Origin of the sequence: Rhizobium cauense (assembly GCF_019511525.1) — a bacterium.
Taxonomy (GTDB): Bacteria; Pseudomonadota; Alphaproteobacteria; order Rhizobiales; family Rhizobiaceae; genus Rhizobium; species Rhizobium cauense.
Map to the genome: position 1 here is coordinate 1 of NZ_JAEUAT010000034.1, position 19486 is coordinate 19486.

A 19486-nucleotide genomic window follows, 5' to 3' on the forward strand; every position below is an offset into this window, starting at 1 on the left:
ACAACCTCCCTCACGGACTGGAACGCAAGTGTCCGCCCCTCCTCCATGCGTAGTGACAAAAGTTTCGGAAGCCAGCTCTTCTTCAATATTCCGAACTCGCCGTCGCTGAATGAGCGCGTGAAAGGAAATGCCGTAAAGCTCGCCGGCAAGCGCCTCTCGAAAGAAGGCGTGCTGATGATCGAGGCGAGCCGCTTTCGCAGTCAGGATCGCAACCGCGAAGACGCACGAGAGCGGCTGAAAGAGCTTATTATCGAGGCGGCGAAACCGCCCCCGCCGCCGCGCAAGAAAACCAAGCCAACAAAGGGGTCGGTCGAGCGGCGGCTGAAAGCGAAGTCGGGTCGGTCAGAGGTCAAGAAGATGCGCGGGCGACCGCTCGGAGATTGATATGCTGAAGCTGCCCAACGGCGTCAGTCATCGCCCCGACTATCTGGACCGGACGCGCCAGCAGGCCCTGGTCGATATCGTCAGATCAATCGTGGCAGAGGCGCCGCTGTTCGTGCCCGTCATGCCCGGGACGGGCAAACCGATGTCGGTTCGTATGACGAACTGCGGTGCACTTGGCTGGGTCACCGACAAGGAGCGCGGTTATCGCTACCAACCGACTCATCCGATCACGGGCAAGCCCTGGCCTGAAATACCCTCGGAACTGCTGCAAATCTGGAACGACGTCTCCGGCTACGACAAGGCGCCACAGGCCTGCCTCGTCAACTTCTACTCTGACGAGGCGCGCATGGGCCTGCATCAGGACAAGGACGAACAGGATCTCGCAGCGCCTGTCGTGTCGATCTCGCTCGGCAACAGCTGCCTGTTTCGCGTCGGAGGCCTCTCGCGCAACTACGCCACGCTCTCCTTCAAGCTTTCGAGCGGCGATGTCGTTGTTTTGGGTGCGGAAGGGCGCCTTTGCTTCCACGGCGTCGACAAGATCTATCCGTCGACATCGACGCTGCTGAAGAACGGCGGCCGCATCAATCTCACGCTTCGCCGGGTAACGGCCTAGAGCTTTCTCAGCGCAACCTGTTCGATCAGATGGTTGTCGCCCTTGCGCAGGATCAGGTCGGCACGCGGGCGTGTCGGCAGGATGTTTTCGCGCAGATTCTTGAGGTTGATGTTTTCCCAGAGGCCTTCCGCGATCGTCAGCGCTTCTTCCTCGCTGATAGAGGCATAGCGGTGGAAGAAGGAGTGCGGATCACGGAACGCCGTTTCACGCAGTCGCATGAAGCGCGTCACATACCAATCGTGAATCCGGCTTTCGTCTGCGTCGATGTAAATCGAGAAGTCGAAGAAATCGGAAACCATCGGCACGATCTTGCCGCCGGCCGGCAGGTCGCGCGACTGTAGCACATTGATGCCCTCGAAGATCAGAATGTCGGGCCGGTCGACGATCTTGTATTCGTTCGGCAGGACGTCATAGACCAGATGCGAATAGGACGGCGCCTTGACGTTCGGCTGTCCGGCCTTGATTGCTGCCAGGAAGCGCAGGATCGCTCCCGTGTCGTAGCTTTCGGGAAAGCCCTTGCGCTGCATCAGATTTTCACGCTGCAGAACAGCGTTCGGATGCAGGAAGCCGTCGGTGGTGACAAGATCCACCTTCGGGCTGGACGGCCAGCGTGACAGCAGTTCCTTCAGGATACGGGCGGTCGTCGACTTGCCGACGGCCACCGAACCGGCAATGCCGATCACGAAGGGCGTCTTCGCCACATTGGAGAGGCTGAGGAAGCGATTGCGCTGTTCGAAAAGCAGCTGGGACGATTCGACATGTGCCGAGAGCAAGCGCGACAGCGACAGGTAGATCCGCCGCACTTCATCGAGGTCGATCGGGTCGCCCATGGAGCGCAGCCGCTTGACCTCGTCGCCTTTCAAGGTGAGCGGCGTATCGGCACGGAAGCGCGCCCATTCCTCGGAAGAAAAGAAGTGGTAGGGCGAATAGGCATTCGCCTGAAAGTGATCGAGCGCCTCGGGCGCTCCGATGAGCTGTCTTGCGATACTCATGAACTTTGCCGGCTCGCCTTTTCCTTCAGGCCGGATTGAGCTGTACGGCGCTCAAGCTCCGCCATGACATTTTGCAACGGAATGCCCGCGACCTTCAATACGACCAATAGGTGATAAAGTAGGTCGGCGGCTTCGTAGGTGAGGTTTTCGCGATCGTCGGTAATCGCAGCCATCACGGCCTCGATCGCCTCTTCGCCCAGTTTCTTCGCAGCTTTCGGCTGGCCTGCGGAAACGAGTTTTGCCGTCCAGGATTCATCCGGGGAAGCCTTCGATCGGCTGTCGACGATCTTTTCAAGGTCGGCGAGAGTAAATTCGCTCATGATTCTGCTTCTCACTCAGTCCAGACGCATGTCGATGCCGCACGAGGACATATAGCGCTTCGCCTCGCCGACGGAATAGGTCCCGAAATGGAAGATCGATGCGGCCAACACCGCATTGGCATGTCCCTGCTTGACGCCCGCCACAAGATCGTCGAGGTCGCCGACGCCGCCAGAGGCGATGACGGGCACTCGAACCGAGTCCGCGATGGCGCGTGTCAGTTCGAGATCGTAGCCGACCTTCGTTCCGTCCCGATCCATTGAGGTAACGAGCAGTTCGCCGGCCCCACGCTCGACCATCTTCCGAGCAAAATCCACGGCATCGATGCCGGTCGCATTGCGACCGCCATGCGTGTAGATCTCCCAGGCACTCTGATTGTCCTGGCCGACGGCTTGGGTACGGCGGCGCTTGGCGTCGATCGAGACAACGATGCACTGGTCACCGAACTTGTCGGCGGCCTCAGCAACGAAATCAGGGTTGTTGACGGCGGCCGAATTGATCGAAACCTTGTCGGCGCCGCAAAGCAGCAGCTTGCGAATGTCGGCGATCGTCCGAACGCCACCACCGACGGTAACCGGCATGAAGCACTGCTCGGCGGTGCGAGCCACGACGTCGAAGATCGTTTCGCGATTGTCCGAAGAAGCGGTGATGTCGAGGAAGCAGAGTTCGTCGGCGCCGGCAGCGTCGTAAGCCTTGGCGGCCTCGACCGGATCTCCAGCGTCTACCAGATTGACGAAGTTGACGCCCTTGACGACGCGGCCGTCCTTGACGTCGAGGCAGGGAATGACGCGAGCCTTCAGAGTCATTGCGCAGTCTCCTTCACGCGTGCGGCCGAAATCAGCGCCAAAGCTTCTTTCGGATCGATACGTCCATCATACAGCGCACGGCCGGAGATCGCACCTTCGAGCTTGCGTGCATCAGGCTGCAGCATCCGTTTCACATCCTCGATTGAAGCGAGGCCGCCTGATGCGATGACCGGGATCGACACGGCCTCGGCGAGCTCAAGCGTTGACGCCCAATTGATGCCGGCAAGGATGCCGTCACGGTCGATGTCGGTGTAGATGATTGCGGCAACGCCGGCGCCCTCGAACTTCTTCGCGAGCTCGATGACGCCGAGTTCTGAAGCCTCGGCCCAGCCCTCGACTGCGACTTTACCGCCTTTGGCATCGATGCCGACGGCAACGCGGCCGGGGAACTTCCTGCAGGCTTCGATCACCAGTGCTGGATCGCGCACTGCTATCGTGCCGAGAATGACGCGGGCGAGGCCGCGCGACAGCCAGCTTTCGATGTGCTCGAGCGTGCGGATGCCGCCGCCAAGCTGAACGGGGTTCTTCGTCGCCTTCAGGATCGCATCAACGGCCGCCCCGTTGACGCTTTCGCCGGCAAAGGCGCCGTTCAGATCAACAACGTGCAGCCATTCAAAGCCTTGATCTTCAAAAGCCTTCGCCTGCGCGCCGGGGTCGGGATTGTAGACGGTCGCCTGCTCCATGTCGCCGAGCTTGAGGCGAACGCACTGGCCATCCTTGAGGTCGATTGCGGGAAATAGGATCATTTTTCTGTCCTTGCAGTGCGCGAGCTTAGGGCTTCCAGCGCAGGAAATTGGCAATCAGGGCGAGGCCGAGCTTTTGGCTCTTTTCGGGATGGAACTGGGCGCCGGCTATGTTGTCGCGACCGACGAACGCGGTGATAGGGCCGCCATAGTCAGCGGTAGCGATCACGTCGCCAGGGTTCTTGGCCGCCAGATGGTAGGAATGAACAAAATAGGCATGCAGCCCGTTCGATCCCGTCGGAATGCCATCGAACAGCGGGTGAGGGGATTTCAGATCCAGCGTATTCCAGCCGATCTGCGGGATCTTCAGATTGGTGTCCGTGGGCGTCATTTCAACGACGTCGCCGGGAATCCAGCCGAAACCGTTCGTGACGGTCTTCTCGAGGCCGCGCGACGACAACAGCTGCATACCGACGCAAATGCCGAGGAAAGGCCTGGCCTTTTTCTCGACTGCATCGATCAGCGCTTCGGACATGCCGGAAACGGCATCGAGCCCGCGCCGGCAGTCGGCATAGGCGCCGACGCCCGGCAGCACGACGCGGTCGGCGGCCGCTACAGCTTCGGCCTTGTCGGTCAGGTCTATCACGGCGTCGATGCCGGCCTCCCGTGCGGCGCGTTCGAAGGCCTTCGTCGCCGACCGCAAATTTCCCGAACCATAATCAATAATTGCGACGCGCATCAGCGTCCTCCATCAAAACCAAAAAGACCGAGCGAGGTGGCGTTGCCGTGTCGAGGGGCATGGGTCGTGGGATCCCATTGCGGAGAGGGCGCCGATCGGCTGTCGCCAGTGTCGGTCTGGACACTCGAAAAATAGATTTCTTCTGCGGTCTGCAGCGAGTCGGCCGAAACGAGGCCGGCTTCGCCCCAGCCCTTCGCGACTAGATTGCGGATGCGCAGGTGCTGACCCTCAAGCGCTACCAGCAGACTGGTGCCGAAGGTGATCGCCACGCCGACCGGCCAGAGATCCGCCCGGTCCGCGAGAGCGCCGCCAAGGGTTTGCAGGAGAAACGCCGCGATCGCGTAGAGCCACAGGCGATGGAAGGCCAACCATATCCATGGAAAGAGAAAGCCGAGCACGGTAAAGCCGTCGCGAATGAAGCGCGTCTTGTCGTGGTTGGCGTCCGTTCCCGCAGGCGCAGTCAGAACCAGATAGCTGGAAGTCATATCGTCAAGCTCCCTCAGGGGGCTCAGACGAGCGTGCCCTTCGTCGAGGGAACACGGCCCGCCTGTCTCGGATCGATCTCTGTAGCCGTACGCAGCGCACGGGCAACGGCCTTGAAGCATGTCTCTGCAATATGGTGGTTGTTGGCACCATAATGGTTGAGAATATGCAAGGTGATGCCGGCGTTCTGGGCAAGCGCCTGGAAGAATTCGCGAACCAGCTCGGTGTCGAACGTACCGATCTTCGGCGCGCTGAAAGCGACGTTCCAGACGAGGAAGGGACGACCGGAAAGGTCGACAGCGGCCTTCGTCATCGTCTCGTCCATCGCGAGGTCGATCGAGGCATAGCGGGTAATGCCGCGGCGATCGCCGAGCGCCTTGGCGATTGCCTGGCCGATGGCGATTCCGGTGTCTTCCACCGTGTGGTGATCGTCGATGTGGAGGTCGCCCTTGGTTTCGATCTCCATGTCGATGAGCGAATGTCGCGATAGCTGGTCGAGCATATGGTCGAAGAAGCCGACGCCCGTCGAAATTTTCGACTTTCCGGTGCCGTCAAGATTGACGGAAACGGAAACCGAAGTCTCGTTCGTCTTGCGGGACACGGTACCCGTGCGGCTTGCTGCGGTCTCGGCCATATGGCTGCTCCATCGGGAAATACGCGGGTTCCTTATCAGGCAAGCCATGAAATATCCAGAACCGCGGCGGCAGAAAACGACGCCATTTGCAATCGGCATTCACGCACTTACATAGGGCTCGACAGGGCCGGCGTTCGGCCCGACGTAACGAGCCCCGCAGACGGGCAAAGGTGAATAGATGACAACGATTGTTACAGTTCGAAAGGGCGGCAAGGTCATCATGGCCGGCGATGGTCAGGTAAGCCTCGGCCAGACCGTGATGAAGGGTAACGCCCGCAAGGTGCGGCGCATCGGCAAGGGCGAAGTCATTGCCGGTTTCGCGGGCGCCACGGCCGATGCCTTCACGCTCCTCGAACGCCTCGAAAAGAAGCTCGAACAGTATCCGGGCCAGCTGATGCGTGCAGCCGTCGAGCTTGCCAAGGACTGGCGCACCGACAAGTACCTCCGCAACCTCGAAGCCATGATGCTCGTCGCCGACAAGCAGGTGACGCTGGCGATCACAGGCAACGGCGACGTCCTTGAACCCGAGCATGGCGCCATGGCGATCGGTTCGGGCGGCAATTTTGCGCTCGCTGCGGCCCGCGCACTCATGGACACGGACAAATCGGCTGAGGAGGTCGCGCGTCGCGCCCTCGATATTGCTGCCGATATCTGCGTCTATACGAACCATAATGTCGTGGTGGAAACCCTGGATGCCGAAAGCTGAGCGCGCCCCGAGCTACCGTTTCCGCGACATCAGCCATGAGGACTTTGGCCTCGTGGCGAAGTGGCTGGCAGAGCCGCATGTCGCGAAATGGTGGGGCGCGCCCGAGACGGAGCTTGCGGCGATCGAAGAGGCGATGAAAAGCGTCGAGACAAGGCCGATGATCGTGGAAATGGACGGGCAGCCGATAGGCTATCTGCAAAGCTATGATCCTCATCTGGAAGACGGTCACCCTTATCAGGACCAGCCGAAAGGCACGCTGGGTGTCGATATATCGATCGGGATTCCCGAGCTGACGGGCAAGGGGCACGGCACTGCGATCATTCGTCAGCTCGCGGCCGAGCTCTTCGCCAGCGGCGCCAGGCGCATCGTGATCGATCCAGATCCCGAAAACCTCCAGGCGATCAGAGCCTACGAAAAAGCAGGCTTCCAATACATCGATACAAGAACTTCCATTTACGGTCCGGCGCACTTCATGGCGTTGGACGCACCGGAGTAACGGACACATGACCACCTTTTCCCCCCGCGAGATCGTTTCCGAACTCGACCGTTTCATTATCGGCCAGCATGAAGCCAAGCGCGCTGTTGCAATCGCATTGCGCAATCGTTGGCGCCGCCACCAGCTCGATCCAGATCTGCGCGACGAAGTCATGCCGAAGAATATCCTGATGATCGGCCCGACCGGTGTCGGCAAGACGGAAATCTCCCGCCGTCTCGCCAAGCTGGCCGGCGCCCCCTTCATCAAGGTCGAAGCCACGAAGTTCACCGAAGTCGGCTATGTGGGCCGCGACGTCGAGCAGATCATCCGCGACCTCGTAGAGGTTGGCATCGGCCTCGTCCGCGAGAAGAAGCGGAGCGAGGTGCAGGCAAAGGCGCATATGAGCGCGGAAGAGCGCGTACTCGATGCACTTGTCGGCTCGACCGCCTCGCCGGCGACCCGCGACAGCTTCCGAAAGAAGCTCCGCAGCGGCGAGCTAGACGACAAGGAGATCGATATCGAGATCGCCGACACCGGCACTGGCATGGGCGGCTTCGACATTCCTGGCATGCCGGGCGCCAACATAGGCGTGCTCAACCTCTCCGAAATGTTCGGCAAGGCGATGGGCGGCCGCACCAAGAAGGTTCGCACGACGGTCAAGGCATCCTACACGGATCTCATCCGTGACGAATCCGACAAGCTGATCGACAACGAAGTCATCCAGCGCGAGGCGGTTCGGGCGGTCGAGAATGACGGTATCGTCTTCCTCGACGAGATCGACAAGATTGCCGCTCGCGACGGCGGCATGGGTGCCGGTGTTTCGCGCGAAGGCGTGCAGCGCGACCTGCTTCCGCTGGTCGAAGGCACGACGGTCTCGACGAAATACGGCCCGGTGAAGACCGACCACGTCCTCTTCATTGCCTCTGGCGCATTCCATGTCTCCAAACCGTCGGATCTTCTGCCGGAACTGCAGGGCCGCCTGCCGATCCGCGTCGAGCTCAAGCCGCTCACCAAGGAAGACTTCCGCCGTATTCTGACGGAGACCGAGGCGAGCCTTATCAGGCAGTACAAGGCGTTGATGGAGACCGAGGGCCTGACGCTCGAATTCACCGACAACGGCATCGACGCTCTGGCTGATGTTGCGGTCCACCTGAATTCGTCGGTCGAGAACATCGGCGCCCGCCGTCTTCAGACCGTCATGGAGCGCGTTCTGGACGAAATCTCCTTCAACGCTCCGGATCGGGGCGGTTCGACCGTGACGATTGACGCCGAATATGTCCGCCAGCACGTCGGCGATCTGGCGCAGAACACGGATCTCTCCCGCTTCATCCTGTGATGAAGGTGCATCGCGTCAGTTTTTTGATGATGTGATGCCGAGATTTTGAAGGATTGTACTCTCGACAGCAGGCCTTTTACTTTTTAGTGAAAGGCCTGTTTTGCTGTAGGCGCCAGCATTATTCGGCCAAGATTGTGGTCCAGTCAGCGCGCTTCGCGACAATGCTATAACCTGATGGGACCGCTTATCCGTGCGACGCCTTCTAACCAGCCTCTTGATTGCAGCTGCCATGATGACCTGCGCGCCCGCGTTTGCGATGCAGGTCGTCCCGCCGGGCAATCGCCATGCCGAGCAACCCAGCGTTCCCGGCGCCTCGGTTAGGCGCACCAAGGGCACGAAGAGCTCGTTCGATCGCAAGTACGAGAAGGTTCATGATCTCCTGGCCTCCGATCACGAACTGATGGCCAAGATCAAGAAGGTGTCGGCGGCTTACGGCATCGACCCGATCCATGTGATCGGCGCGATTGTTGGTGAGCACACCTACAATGTCGACGCTTATGATCGTTTGCAGTCCTATTATGTGAAAGCGGCATCCTATGCCGGCCAAAGCTTCCGCTTCGCCTACGATGGCGAGGATGTCGATGACTTCATCAAGCGGCCGCAGTTTGCCGAATGTGCCGGCAAGGGCGATTCCTACACGCTGTGGAGCTGCCGTGAGGATGTCTGGGAACGCGACTTTCGCGGCAAGACGGTGGATGGCTCAAGCTATCCAAACAATCGCTTCAGCGCCGTTTTCTTCCAGCCCTTCTATGCGGGCCAAACCTTCGGCCTCGGCCAGATCAACCCGCTGACGGCGCTTATGCTTTCGGATCTTGTCTCCAGGGTGTCGGGCTACGAGAAGCTGAACGAGAAGGATGCCGGTTCCGTCTATAAGGCGATCATGCAACCTGATATCTCGCTCGCCTTTGTCGCAGCCTCCATCCGCCGGTCCATCGACGATTACAAGCAGATCGCCGGCATGGACATTTCCAAGAACCCGGGACTGACGGCGACGCTCTATAATGTTGGTAATTCGCGCCAGCGCGCCGCCGCGCTTGCCGCTAGGAATAGCGCTGGCGGCGAAACGGTCTGGCCGGAGGAGAACTATTACGGCTGGCTGGTCAACGATAAGCTGGACGAGCTGGAACGCCTGCTCTAGTTTTTGGCTTGCCGGGAGATTTGAGGTCTTCCGCGAAAGGCTGAATGATGGACATGCGTCCGGACCCCTTTGTGCCGCCTGCGCCGTTGCCCCGTACGGCGCCGCCGGGCCGTCTTGAGATTATCCGTACCATTCTGCGTAATCCGCTGGAGCTGTGGGGCGAACCCTCCTATACGCTGCCTTGGATTCAGACGCGGTTCTTTCGTGAGCGGACCCTGATCGTCAACGATCCCGGCCTGATCCGCCACGTCCTCGTCGACAATGCAGTGAACTACCGCATGTCGGATATTCGCCAGCTCATCCTGCGCCCTATTCTCCGCGACGGGCTGCTCACGGCGGAAGGTGATGTCTGGAAGCGCTCGCGCAAGGCGGTGGCACCGGTTTTCACGCCGCGTCACGCGAACGGTTTTGCCGGGCAGATGCTGCGTCAATCCGAAGACTACGCAAGAAAATACGAATCCGCAGCTAGCGGCGAGGGCAAGGTCTTCGAGATCGCCGCCGACATGACGGAGCTGACCTTCGCAATCCTCGCCGATACCCTGTTTTCGGGCGAGATCGTCACCTCCTCCGACAGCTTCGCCGATGACGTCAACGCGCTCCTGCACCGTATGGGGCGCGTCGACCCGATGGACCTCCTGCGCGCGCCATCCTGGGTTCCACGCGTCACCCGCATTGGCGGCCAGAAGGTTCTCGACAAGTTTCGCAGTATCGTGCGCCAAACCATGGACGCCCGGCTCGCGCGCATGCAGGCCGATCGTGCCTCCACGCCGGACGACTTCCTGACGTTGCTCCTTGATCAGGCCGCGACAGGCGGACTGACGGACGAAGAGATAGAAGATAACATTCTCACCTTCATCGGTGCCGGCCACGAAACGACGGCACGCGCTCTCGCCTGGACTCTCTACTGTGTCGCCAACACGCCGCATATCCGCGAGGCGATGGAAGAAGAGATTGATCGTGTGTTGTCGCAGGACGCCGAACCAGTGAAGTGGCTCGATCTGATGCCTTACACACGTGCCGCCTTCGAAGAGGCGCTGCGGCTCTATCCACCGGCTCCATCGATCAACCGCGCCGCCATCGCTGACGATCGCTGGACTGATGCGAAAGGTGAAACGGTCGAGATAGAGGCGGGCGTGACGGTTCTCATCATGCCGTGGACGCTGCATCGTCACGAACTCTATTGGGATAAGCCGCGAGCCTATGTCCCGGAACGCTTCCTCCCGGAGAATCGCGGCAAGATCGGCCGCTTCCAGTTCCTGCCGTTCGGCGCCGGCCCGCGTGTCTGCATCGGTGCGACCTTTGCGCTACAGGAAGCCGTCATCGCCTTGGCGGTACTGATGCATCGTTTTCGCTTCGATATGACGGAACAGACGAAACCCTGGCCGGTTCAGAAACTGACGACACAGCCGCAAAACGGACTGCCGATGCGGGTCACTCCCAGGTCTTTTCCAAAATTGGCATAAATCTTTCGAACTATTGCATAATTGACTATGAATGAAAGCCACGCAAAGTGGCAGCATGCAAAAAACTGCGTGGGTCCTAGGAGATATTGAATGAGCCGCATCGATAAAAACGGTCTTGCTGTGGAAGCCGTCCTTCATGAGTTCCTGGTCAAGGAAGCGCTGCCTGGCCTGAAGATCGATGCCGACAAGTTCTTTGCCGATTTCTCGGCTATCGTCCACGACCTCGCGCCACGCAATCGCGAGTTGCTCGCCAAGCGCGACGCTCTTCAGCTTCGGATCGACGATTGGTATCGCCAGCACGGTGCGCCGACCGATATGGAGGCCTATCAGGCGTTTCTTCGCGACATCGGTTACATCCTGCCGGAAGGCTCCGATTTTCAGGTGACGACCACGAACGTCGATCCTGAGATCGCTTCGATTGCTGGCCCACAGCTTGTCGTTCCGGTGATGAATGCGCGCTACGCGCTAAACGCCGCCAACGCTCGCTGGGGCTCGCTCTACGATGCGCTTTATGGAACGGATGCGATTCCCGAAAGCGACGGGGCGGAAAAGGGCAAGGGCTACAATCCGAAGCGCGGCGAGAAGGTCATCGCCTGGGCTCGCGACTTCCTTGACACGGCCGCGCCCCTGGATGGCTGGAGCTGGAAGGATGTTGCGACTTTCGCTATCCAGGATAGCGCTCTCGCCATCACCTCGACCGACGGCGAGCACGTCTCGCTTGCCGATCCGGCGCATTTCGCCGGCTACCAGGGGGACGCCGCAGCGCCGAGCCACATCCTGCTGAAAAACAATGGTATCCATATTGACGTCGTCATCGATGCCTCGACCGCGATCGGCAAGAGCGATCCGGCCCATGTTTCCGATGTCTGGCTGGAATCGGCGATCACGACCATCATGGATTGCGAAGACTCGGTTGCTGCCGTCGACGCCGAAGACAAGGTTGTCGTCTATAGCAACTGGCTTGGCCTCATGAGGGGGGATCTTCAGGAAGAGGTGTCCAAGGCTGGTTCGAGTTTCATCCGCAAACTCAATCCCGATCTGGAATACAACGATCCGACAGGGGCCACCTTCGAGGTGCACCGTCGCTCGTTGATGCTGGTCCGCAACGTCGGTCATCTCATGACGAATCCGGCTATCCTTGATCGCGATGGCAACGAAGTGCCGGAAGGAATCATGGATGCGATGATCACCGGCATGATCGCGCTCTACGACGTCGGCCCGAACGGCCGCCGGAAGAATTCTCGCACCGGCTCGGTCTATGTCGTGAAGCCAAAGATGCACGGACCTGAGGAAGTTGCCTTCGCCGCCGAGATTTTCTCGCGGGTCGAGGATGCGCTAGGCATGGCGCGCAATACCATCAAGATGGGCATCATGGATGAGGAGCGCCGCACGACGGTCAATCTCAAGGAATGCATCCGCGCCGCCCGCGAACGTGTCGTCTTCATCAACACAGGCTTCCTGGATCGCACCGGCGATGAAATCCATACCTCGATGGAAGCCGGGCCGATGATCCGCAAGGGCGACATGAAACAAGCCGCGTGGATCGCTGCCTACGAGAACTGGAATGTCGATATCGGCCTCGAATGTGGCCTTTCCGGCCATGCGCAGATCGGCAAGGGCATGTGGGCCATGCCGGATCTGATGGCGGCGATGCTGGAACAGAAGATCGCGCACCCGAAAGCCGGCGCCAATACCGCCTGGGTCCCGTCGCCGACGGCCGCGACGCTGCACGCCACGCATTACCATCGCGTCAATGTCGGCCGTGTCCAGCAAGGTCTCAAGGATCGCGCGCGCGCCAAGCTATCCGATATCCTCTCTGTCCCCGTCGCTGTTCGTCCGAATTGGACGTCGGAGGAAATCCAGCGCGAGCTCGATAACAATGCTCAGGGTATTCTGGGCTACGTCGTTCGCTGGGTCGATCAAGGGGTCGGCTGCTCCAAGGTGCCGGACATAAACAACGTCGGCCTCATGGAGGACCGTGCGACACTACGCATCTCCGCTCAGCATATGGCGAACTGGCTGCATCACAAGGTCATGACAGAAGAGCAGGTCGTTGAAACGATGAAGCGTATGGCAACGGTAGTTGACCAGCAGAATGCGTCCGATCCCGAATATATTCCGATGGCCCGTGATTTCGAGGGATCGATCGCTTTCCAGGCCGCACTCGACCTCGTCTTGAAGGGCAGGGCGCAACCGAACGGCTACACTGAGCCGGTCTTGCATCGCCGCCGCCTCGAACTGAAGTCCAAGCAGGCGGCTTGATCCAGACCAAAGAACGAAAAGGCCGCCGAAACGAAAGTTCCGGCGGCCCTTCTTATACGGAATTTGAAACCCAGCTTACTGGATGACAATGACCTTCGATGTCGTCTTGCCCGGGCGGACGCGGCTGTAGAGGTCGATAACGTCCTGGTTCATCAGGCGAATGCAGCCCGAGGAGGCAGCCGTACCGATCGAAGCCCATTCGGGTGTGCCGTGCAGACGGAAGAGGGTGTCCTGACCCTTTTCGTTGAAGAGGTACATGGCGCGCGCACCAAGTGGGTTGCTGAGGCCCGGGCCCATGCCTTCCTCGACATACTTGGCAACTTCCGGCTTGCGCTCGGCCATTTCCTTCGGCGGGTGCCAGGTTGGCCATTCCTGCTTCCAGGCGACATAGGCCGTGCCTTCCCAAGCGAAGCCCTGCTTCCCGACGCCGATGCCGTAACGCATCGCCTTGCCGCCAGGCAGGATATAGTAAAGGAAGCGCTCGCGGGTATTAACGATGATCGTGCCGGGACGCTCCGTGGTTTCGTAAGAGACGATCTGGCGGTGGAACTGCGGCTTCACCTTCTGGATCGGAATCGCCGGCAGCGAATATCCGGCATCCGTCGTCACGCCGTAGGCGTCGTCGAAGATCTGCGCGGTCTGGACGATCGGCCCCGGTGCGGCCTTCTCTTCGACGGAGGCGCTCTCGGTAGTCGAGGAGCAACCGGCCAGAGCGAGCGTCGCCATCAGGCCGAATACAGGAAATGCATTGCGGATGCGCATGGATGTCTCTTAGGAAATAGGCTGGGAGGAACGGTCTTTTGAACCATCTTTGATTATGGTTTATTTTCGATTAACTTTGCCTTTGCAAGCTGTTGCAGTGCGGCAAAACCAATACGCAGCGGCAAAGTAGAAGCGCATGGTTTTTTTGCAACAACGCGCGCGCCAGACCTACGGTTTTCCATGACGATTTTGAGTGTTTATAATAACAATCCGTTAATAGATGGCCGGCAGTCGGACCGAGCTATGCTCGTGCGCCGCGGGACTCAGATTTTACTTCATGAAATGCGTCATGCAGTCTTGCCGGAGCTATCCTTGGCAAGCGGGCGGCGGGCAGATCTGATCACCATTTCGGAAAAGGGCGAAATCTGGATCATCGAGATCAAGACCTCGACCGAGGACTTTCGGGTCGATCGCAAGTGGCCGGAATATCGCCTGCATTGCGATCGGCTATTCTTTGCCACCCACAAGGATGTTCCGCTCGAAATCTTCCCTGAGGATTGCGGCCTGTTTCTGTCTGACGGCTACGGGGCGCACATGATCCGCGAGGCGCCGGAGCATCGCCTTCCACCCGCCACGCGCAAGTCGGTCACCCTGAATTTTTCCCGGGCAGCCGCGCAGCGCCTGCTGATGGCCGAGTGGGCAAGCGGCAAGCCGTTCGAAGTTGACGATGTCTGAAGCTTATTTGGGTGCCCGCTTGGCGAGGATCCGCTGCAGCGTGCGGCGATGCATGTTGAGTCGTCGCGCCGTCTCGGAAACATTGCGCTCACACATCTCATAGACACGCTGGATGTGCTCCCAGCGTACTCTGTCGGCGGACATGGGGTTTTCCGGCAATTCCGCTTTCTCACCGACCCGCTGTGTCAGCGCGGCATACACGTCGTCCGCGTCGGCCGGCTTCGCCAGGTAGTCGACCGCGCCCAACTTGACCGCGGTAACCGCCGTCGCAATGTTGCCGTAGCCGGTCAAGACGATAATCCGCGTGTCGTCCCGGCGCTGCCGAATTGCCTCGATCACATCAAGACCGTTTCCGTCGCCAAGTCGCAGATCGACGACGGCGTATTTCGGCGGATGGCTCTTCGACTTGGCGACGCCCTCGGCAACCGACTCGGCTGTCTCGACCTTGAAGCCGCGCGTTTCCATGGCGCGCGCCAGGCGGCGCAGGAACGGTCCGTCATCATCAACAATCAGCAGGCTGGCGTCCGGGCCGATATGGTCCGCATTTGCAAGAGAGGATTCTTGGTCGATCTCGTTCATACTGGTCAATCCCGGCAACCCCTGCCTGATATAAGTCAACTATTCCGTTTTTCATTATTCAGATAATGTCATTTTGTCGAACTTGCATCGATCAGCATGCGCGGCCATTCGACACGGACACGTGCTCCGGCTGCTTCCGGCATGCGGTTCTCGAACACAAGCGATGCGCCGGATCGCTCCAGCAGCGTCTTGGCAATGAAGAGCCCAAGTCCCAGCCCGCCGGCCCGGTCCTCTCGTTGTCTCTTGGTAACGTAAGGTTCGCCGATCCGTGTCAGGATGTCGGGGGAATAGCCCTCACCATCATCCTCGACGGTGATGCGGACCTTCCGAGAATCGTGCTCGACAGTAACGATGACCTTGTCACGAGCATAGTCGACGGCGTTCTCGATCAGGTTGCCGAGGCCATACATGATCCCGGCATTGCGATCGGTGACAGGCTCGCCCCTGCGCGGGCTCTTTTCGATGAGTTCGAGTTTGATTCCGAACTCCCTGTGCGGTGCGACGATCTCTTCCATCATGGATGACAGCGGCAGACGTCGAAGGTGTGCGTCACCTTCCGCCGAAAGCGTCGCGAACCGACGCAGGATGTCACGGCAGCGTTCACTTTGGCTGCGTAGAAGCTGCACGTCCTCTCGAAAGCGATCGTCATTCTTCAGTTCGCGCTCCATCTCCTTGGCGACGACGCTGATCGTGGCAAGTGGTGTCCCAAGCTCATGGGCCGCCGCAGCGGCAAGGCCGTCGAGTTGTGATAGGTGCTTCTCCCGCTGCAGCACGAGTTCTGTCGCGGCCAGCGCATCGGCCAGCTGACTCGCCTCCATCGAGACCCGGTACGCATAGAAGGCGGCGAAGGCCATCGTCGATGCAATCGAGCACCAGACGCCGAATTGCATGACCGTGTGGACATTGATCGCAGCGCCGTCGAACCAGGGCAAGGGAAACGGCGAGATGGCGAGAATGGTAATGCAGATCATCGCGACAAGAATGAGTACAGTGCTGTAGCGGATCGGCTGCGACGCAAACGAGATGATGACAGGGACGCAGACGAGAGCAGCGAACGGGTTGGCGAGGCCGCCGGTAATGTAGAGCAGCGCGCAAAGCTGCAGAAGATCAAAGCCGAGCAGTGTGAAAGCAGCGCCTGGATAGAGGCGGTGCGTCGGTGGATAGCGGATCATCAGGTAGAAATTGACCGCCGCCAACGCTGCTATCAGGCCCACGCAAGCAACAAGCGGAAGGGGAAACTTCAGCCAGAAGGCAACGATGAAGACGGTCACGGCCTGGCCACCGACGGCAAGCCATCTCAACCGAACCAGTGTCTGCAGCCTCAGGCGCCTGCTGCTGTGCCTGTCCTCTTCCTGCGAACTCTCGACATTATCGACCATGTGCATTCCTTGAACCCTATTCGGCTCATGTACCACGAGGTTTCGCCCTTGTCGTTGCCGTGGCCTCTTCCGGCCTCTCCGGCCAGGGATGCTTGGGATAGCGGCCGCGCATGTCGGCGCGTACATCCTTCCACGAGCCGGCCCAGAAGCCCGGCAGGTCGCGGGTCGTCTGTATCGGGCGATGTGCCGGAGACGTAAGCTCGAGGAGCAGCGGCAGCCGGCCACCCCCGATTGTAGGGTGCTGCCTGAGGCCGAAGAGTTCCTGCACGCGGATCGTCAGCGTCGGTTCCTCGCCGTCATATTGGATCGGATGACGCTGGCCCGTCGGTGCTTCGAAATGTGTGGGGGCGAGGCGCGAGAGATCCCGCTGCAGTTCGTGCGGTATCAGCGCCATCAACCCGTTCGAAAGACCCGATGCTGAAATGTCAGAAATGCCCCGGGCATCGCTCTGGTAGGGCGCAAACCACTCCTCCAGCCGCGCAAGCAAAGCGCCGTCACTGACATCTGGCCACGGATCGCCGATGCTGCGATGAAGAAAGCTGATCCTTTCTCGAAGCTGGGTGGCTTCTTTGGAGAATGGAAGCTGTTCCAGCCCCACTTCGCGCACGCCATCCGCGAGTGCGCGGCTGACGGCTTCGCCTGAGGGACGGGGGAGCGGTGTTTCCTCGAAGATGATCGCCCCGAGGCGCGTTGCGCGTCGGGCCCTGACCTGGCGGCTCGGCTTGTCAAAGAAGGTTTGATCGGCTGTCGAGATGGCACCAGGCAGTTCCTCATCGATGTCGGCGCGCGACACCTCGGCGGCGGCGAGGATGCGCGCCTGTGCTGCGCGGCCTGTGAGATCGGCGATGACGAGCATCTGGCTGCCGACGAGGCGTTCGGTTTCCGGCAGCTCGGCGCCGCGTCCATTAGCCATCAGGAACCGGCCTCTAGCGCCACGCTGGAGCGCGATGCGGTCAGGAAAGGCGTGCAGCAGCAGCCTTCCTGCGTGGCTGGGTTCAGTTGCCTTGGTGATATCGAGCCCCTTGGCCAACCGAGTCGCAAGCTGGCGTGAACCTTCGGCCCGATCGCCGCGCTCTGACCGGAAGCGCCGCATGCGCTCATCAAGGTCGATGCTCGGGCCGCCGAGGCCCTGCTCGGTCAGCATCACTGCGAGGGCAGCGGCATCCCGCGCATGCCCGGTCTCGCCGGCCGAAACCACCATGGCGGCGAGGCGAGGTGGCAGCGCAAGGTCGCGCATTGTCTTTCCGCGTGCGGTCAGTGCGCCGTCCTTCAGCGCGCCGAGCTGGAGCAATAGCGCGCGCGCCTCCGAAAGCGTGGTTTCCGGTGGCTGGTCGACAAATGCCAGCGAGCGGGTGTCCTGAACGCCCCAATGTGCGAGGTCGAGGACAAGGCCGGAGAGATCACTGGAGAGAATCTGCGGCGGTGTAAATGCCGGCAATGCAGTCGTTTGTCCCTGATGCCAGAGACGGACCGCGATGCCGGGCTCGGTTCGCCCCGCGCGCCCGGCGCGTTGGTCGGCAGAGGCACGCGAGACGCGAACGGTTTCCAGCCGTGTGATTCCCGTCGAGGCCTCGAACACCGGGAGCCGTTGCAGGCCGCTGTCGATGACGATACGCACGCCATCAATGGTGATTGACGTCTCGGCGATCGACGTAGCGAGCACGATCTTGCGCGTGCCGGGCTCCGCTGGTCGGATCGCTGCATCCTGTTCCTTTTGCGTCAGGTTGCCGTAGAGGGGCGCGATCAGCGTATGCCGGTCGAAACGCCCTTCGAGCCGCTCGGCTGTCCGGGCAATCTCCGCCTGGCCGGGAAGAAAGGCGAGGATCGATCCGCTCTCGCTCGCGTGGGCGTCAATGATTGTACGTGCCATCGCATCTTCTATGCGTTCGCCGCCCGGGCGGTCCTGGTAGCGGATGTCGATCGGATAGCTTCGTCCCATGCTTTCGATCAGGGGAGGTTGATCGAGAAGTGCTGAGACGCGCGCAACGTCAAGGGTTGCCGACATGACGAGCACCCGCAGGTCGTCGCGCAACGCCGATTGAACGTCGAGCGCCAGCGCCAGGCCAAAGTCGGCGTCCAGTGAGCGTTCGTGGAACTCGTCGAAGATGACGGTCGAAACGCCGGAGAGCTCGGGATCGTCGAGGATCATCCGCGCGAACACGCCCTCTGTGACAACCTCGACCCGAGTTTTAGACGATATCTTGGTGTCGAGGCGCATGCGATAGCCGACGGTCTCGCCGACGGTCTCGCCAAGCAGCGAGGCCATGCGGCTCGCTGCCGCGCGTGCCGCGAGGCGCCGCGGCTCCAGAAGTATGATCTTGCCGTCTCTCCGCCATTCCTGGTCTAGCAGATAGAGAGGCACGAGCGTTGTCTTGCCGGCGCCAGGCGGTGCCGAAAGCACCGCGCGGCCCCGCGTGCCGAGTGCGGCACATATGGCGGGAAGGACATGCGAAACCGGAAGATCCGGCAGGAAGGTCGTACGGGTCACGTGCGCGTCGTCATCTCATGGGCGGGGACGGCGTCGTTGCTCTATGAAAAACAACGTCGGCCCCTGTGGTATCTTCTGCCGAAACTATCGGGACAGTCCCTTTGCGTGCAAGTCATACGGTCGTCGGGGCGCTGCTGATCCATAAATCCGGAAACCATGCAGCCAGTGGTGGTCGTTCGAACAGATGATGCAGGCAAAGGTCGCGGCATTTCACTGCGAAAGTTGAGGGAAATGCCTTTCCCTGAAAATCCCCCTTTGGAATCAATCTGTTACAAAAATGTCAAAAAACTTTTGGGAGTGCTGTTGACTTAGAAAAGGGTGGTGGCCTATAAGCCCACTCACTGAACGAGGGCGGCGGCGCTGCTGGCGACGAAGACCTTCGCTCTAGAGTTTCTTGCAGATTGGCTGAGACGCTGATTGGTTCCTGAGCTTTCGGGTTTGGGTTCGAGGAATTTTGACCGGGGTATCTGGTCTGTTATTTGACAATTGAAGATGAGAAGAAAGAGAAACGTGGGCGGCGAAGCTTGCGGGACCGGAAGAGATTTCGGTTCTTTGAAAGAGACTTTGGCGG

The 19486-nt window shown here is 60.2% G+C and carries 21 protein-coding genes; 9 read left to right on the forward strand and 12 right to left on the reverse strand.

Going from position 1 to position 19486, the window contains the following annotated elements:
* Together arfB and JNB88_RS32200 are read left to right on the forward strand one after the other, a co-directional pair.
* Window positions 1-384, forward strand: a 384-nt coding sequence (arfB, locus tag JNB88_RS32195) for an alternative ribosome rescue aminoacyl-tRNA hydrolase ArfB (RefSeq protein ID WP_223217431.1), incomplete at its 5' end; no start/stop codon positions are given.
* 1 nt (window position 385) lies between these two features.
* Window positions 386-997: an alpha-ketoglutarate-dependent dioxygenase AlkB gene (locus tag JNB88_RS32200; RefSeq protein ID WP_220359024.1), complete on the forward strand. Its 612-nt coding sequence runs from the start codon at window positions 386-388 to the stop codon at window positions 995-997.
* Here the strand turns inward: JNB88_RS32200 and coaA are convergent.
* The 7 genes from coaA to hisB are packed head-to-tail and all read right to left on the reverse strand — an operon-like array spanning window position 994 to window position 5652.
* Window positions 994-1989, reverse strand: coding sequence for a type I pantothenate kinase (gene coaA, locus JNB88_RS32205; protein ID WP_220359025.1), 996 nt, complete (start codon window positions 1987-1989; stop codon window positions 994-996). The two genes, JNB88_RS32200 and coaA, sit on opposite strands and share 4 nt — an antisense overlap.
* Window positions 1986-2309 carry a phosphoribosyl-ATP diphosphatase gene (locus JNB88_RS32210; RefSeq protein ID WP_037131496.1) on the reverse strand — a complete coding sequence of 108 codons (324 nt, stop codon included), beginning with the start codon at window positions 2307-2309 and terminating at the stop codon, window positions 1986-1988. Before JNB88_RS32210 ends, coaA begins: the two co-directional genes overlap by 4 nt.
* 15 nt (window positions 2310-2324) lie before the next feature.
* Window positions 2325-3113, reverse strand: coding sequence for an imidazole glycerol phosphate synthase subunit HisF (hisF, locus tag JNB88_RS32215; protein ID WP_220359026.1), 789 nt, complete (start codon window positions 3111-3113; stop codon window positions 2325-2327).
* Window positions 3110-3859, reverse strand: coding sequence for a 1-(5-phosphoribosyl)-5-[(5-phosphoribosylamino)methylideneamino]imidazole-4-carboxamide isomerase (gene hisA / locus JNB88_RS32220; RefSeq protein WP_220359027.1), 750 nt, complete (start codon window positions 3857-3859; stop codon window positions 3110-3112). Before hisA ends, hisF begins: the two co-directional genes overlap by 4 nt.
* A gap of 25 nt (window positions 3860-3884) precedes the next feature.
* The gene (gene hisH, locus JNB88_RS32225) at window positions 3885-4535 is read right to left on the reverse strand and encodes an imidazole glycerol phosphate synthase subunit HisH (RefSeq protein WP_220359028.1); all 651 of its coding nucleotides are present in this window, start codon (window positions 4533-4535) and stop codon (window positions 3885-3887) included.
* Window positions 4535-5020: a DUF2628 domain-containing protein gene (locus tag JNB88_RS32230; RefSeq protein WP_220359029.1), complete on the reverse strand. Its 486-nt coding sequence runs from the start codon at window positions 5018-5020 to the stop codon at window positions 4535-4537. The genes hisH and JNB88_RS32230 overlap by 1 nt, the downstream gene beginning before the upstream one ends.
* Before the next feature lie 23 nt (window positions 5021-5043).
* The gene (hisB, locus tag JNB88_RS32235; protein WP_112655104.1) at window positions 5044-5652 is read right to left on the reverse strand and encodes an imidazoleglycerol-phosphate dehydratase HisB; all 609 of its coding nucleotides are present in this window, start codon (window positions 5650-5652) and stop codon (window positions 5044-5046) included.
* Between the two features lie 178 nt (window positions 5653-5830).
* Here hisB and hslV point away from each other — a divergent pair, with 178 nt between their 5' ends.
* From hslV to JNB88_RS32265, 6 genes are all read left to right on the forward strand, one after another.
* Window positions 5831-6358 carry an ATP-dependent protease subunit HslV gene (gene hslV / locus JNB88_RS32240; protein ID WP_037131477.1) on the forward strand — a complete coding sequence of 176 codons (528 nt, stop codon included), beginning with the start codon at window positions 5831-5833 and terminating at the stop codon, window positions 6356-6358.
* The gene (locus JNB88_RS32245; RefSeq protein ID WP_220359030.1) at window positions 6345-6854 is read left to right on the forward strand and encodes a GNAT family N-acetyltransferase; all 510 of its coding nucleotides are present in this window, start codon (window positions 6345-6347) and stop codon (window positions 6852-6854) included. Before hslV ends, JNB88_RS32245 begins: the two co-directional genes overlap by 14 nt.
* A 7-nt stretch (window positions 6855-6861) precedes the next feature.
* Window positions 6862-8169, forward strand: coding sequence for an ATP-dependent protease ATPase subunit HslU (hslU, locus tag JNB88_RS32250; RefSeq protein WP_220359031.1), 1308 nt, complete (start codon window positions 6862-6864; stop codon window positions 8167-8169).
* Between the two features lie 190 nt (window positions 8170-8359).
* Window positions 8360-9307 (forward strand): DUF1402 family protein, encoded by a 948-nt coding sequence (locus JNB88_RS32255; RefSeq protein ID WP_220359032.1) that lies wholly within the window; start codon window positions 8360-8362, stop codon window positions 9305-9307.
* A 47-nt stretch (window positions 9308-9354) separates the two neighbouring features.
* Window positions 9355-10770 (forward strand): cytochrome P450, encoded by a 1416-nt coding sequence (locus tag JNB88_RS32260; protein WP_220359039.1) that lies wholly within the window; start codon window positions 9355-9357, stop codon window positions 10768-10770.
* A 90-nt stretch (window positions 10771-10860) separates the two neighbouring features.
* A complete protein-coding gene (locus tag JNB88_RS32265) occupies window positions 10861-13032 on the forward strand; it encodes a malate synthase G (protein WP_220359033.1) in 2172 nt (723 codons plus the stop codon).
* A 75-nt stretch (window positions 13033-13107) separates the two neighbouring features.
* Here JNB88_RS32265 and JNB88_RS32270 read toward each other — a convergent pair whose 3' ends face one another.
* The gene (locus JNB88_RS32270) at window positions 13108-13794 is read right to left on the reverse strand and encodes a L,D-transpeptidase (RefSeq protein ID WP_220359034.1); all 687 of its coding nucleotides are present in this window, start codon (window positions 13792-13794) and stop codon (window positions 13108-13110) included.
* A gap of 180 nt (window positions 13795-13974) precedes the next feature.
* Here JNB88_RS32270 and JNB88_RS32275 point away from each other — a divergent pair, with 180 nt between their 5' ends.
* Window positions 13975-14469: an MmcB family DNA repair protein gene (locus tag JNB88_RS32275; RefSeq protein WP_220359035.1), complete on the forward strand. Its 495-nt coding sequence runs from the start codon at window positions 13975-13977 to the stop codon at window positions 14467-14469.
* A 3-nt stretch (window positions 14470-14472) separates the two neighbouring features.
* Here JNB88_RS32275 and JNB88_RS32280 read toward each other — a convergent pair whose 3' ends face one another.
* The 4 genes from JNB88_RS32280 to JNB88_RS32295 form a co-directional block, all read right to left on the reverse strand.
* Window positions 14473-15048, reverse strand: a complete 576-nt coding sequence (locus tag JNB88_RS32280) for an ActR/PrrA/RegA family redox response regulator transcription factor (RefSeq protein ID WP_037131460.1) — start codon at window positions 15046-15048, stop codon at window positions 14473-14475.
* Window positions 15049-15116: 68 nt separating this feature from the next.
* Complete coding sequence (locus tag JNB88_RS32285) at window positions 15117-16427, reverse strand: ActS/PrrB/RegB family redox-sensitive histidine kinase (protein ID WP_220359036.1); 1311 nt, start codon at window positions 16425-16427, stop codon at window positions 15117-15119.
* A gap of 25 nt (window positions 16428-16452) precedes the next feature.
* Complete coding sequence (gene hrpB, locus JNB88_RS32290) at window positions 16453-18915, reverse strand: ATP-dependent helicase HrpB (RefSeq protein WP_220359037.1); 2463 nt, start codon at window positions 18913-18915, stop codon at window positions 16453-16455.
* A 338-nt stretch (window positions 18916-19253) separates the two neighbouring features.
* The coding region (locus JNB88_RS32295) for a hypothetical protein (protein WP_220359038.1) at window positions 19254-19486 on the reverse strand (233 nt) is incomplete at its 5' end.

Bases quoted from the DNA above. Each gene is read 5' to 3' on its own strand.
- hslU (WP_220359031.1), top strand. From the start codon at position 6,862: ATGACCACCTTTTCCCCCCGCGAGATCGTTTCCGAACTCGACCGTTTC.
- JNB88_RS32285 (WP_220359036.1), bottom strand. From the start codon at position 16,427: ATGGTCGATAATGTCGAGAGTTCGCAGGAAGAGGACAGGCACAGCAGC.
- JNB88_RS32260 (WP_220359039.1), top strand. From the start codon at position 9,355: ATGGACATGCGTCCGGACCCCTTTGTGCCGCCTGCGCCGTTGCCCCGT.
- JNB88_RS32230 (WP_220359029.1), bottom strand. From the start codon at position 5,020: ATGACTTCCAGCTATCTGGTTCTGACTGCGCCTGCGGGAACGGACGCC.
- hisH (WP_220359028.1), bottom strand. From the start codon at position 4,535: ATGCGCGTCGCAATTATTGATTATGGTTCGGGAAATTTGCGGTCGGCG.
- JNB88_RS32280 (WP_037131460.1), bottom strand. From the start codon at position 15,048: ATGAACGAGATCGACCAAGAATCCTCTCTTGCAAATGCGGACCATATC.
- hisB (WP_112655104.1), bottom strand. From the start codon at position 5,652: ATGGCCGAGACCGCAGCAAGCCGCACGGGTACCGTGTCCCGCAAGACG.
- JNB88_RS32265 (WP_220359033.1), top strand. From the start codon at position 10,861: ATGAGCCGCATCGATAAAAACGGTCTTGCTGTGGAAGCCGTCCTTCAT.
- coaA (WP_220359025.1), bottom strand. From the start codon at position 1,989: ATGAGTATCGCAAGACAGCTCATCGGAGCGCCCGAGGCGCTCGATCAC.
- JNB88_RS32200 (WP_220359024.1), top strand. From the start codon at position 386: ATGCTGAAGCTGCCCAACGGCGTCAGTCATCGCCCCGACTATCTGGAC.
- hslV (WP_037131477.1), top strand. From the start codon at position 5,831: ATGACAACGATTGTTACAGTTCGAAAGGGCGGCAAGGTCATCATGGCC.
- hisA (WP_220359027.1), bottom strand. From the start codon at position 3,859: ATGATCCTATTTCCCGCAATCGACCTCAAGGATGGCCAGTGCGTTCGC.
- JNB88_RS32210 (WP_037131496.1), bottom strand. From the start codon at position 2,309: ATGAGCGAATTTACTCTCGCCGACCTTGAAAAGATCGTCGACAGCCGA.
- JNB88_RS32270 (WP_220359034.1), bottom strand. From the start codon at position 13,794: ATGCGCATCCGCAATGCATTTCCTGTATTCGGCCTGATGGCGACGCTC.
- JNB88_RS32245 (WP_220359030.1), top strand. From the start codon at position 6,345: ATGCCGAAAGCTGAGCGCGCCCCGAGCTACCGTTTCCGCGACATCAGC.
- hisF (WP_220359026.1), bottom strand. From the start codon at position 3,113: ATGACTCTGAAGGCTCGCGTCATTCCCTGCCTCGACGTCAAGGACGGC.
- JNB88_RS32275 (WP_220359035.1), top strand. From the start codon at position 13,975: ATGACGATTTTGAGTGTTTATAATAACAATCCGTTAATAGATGGCCGG.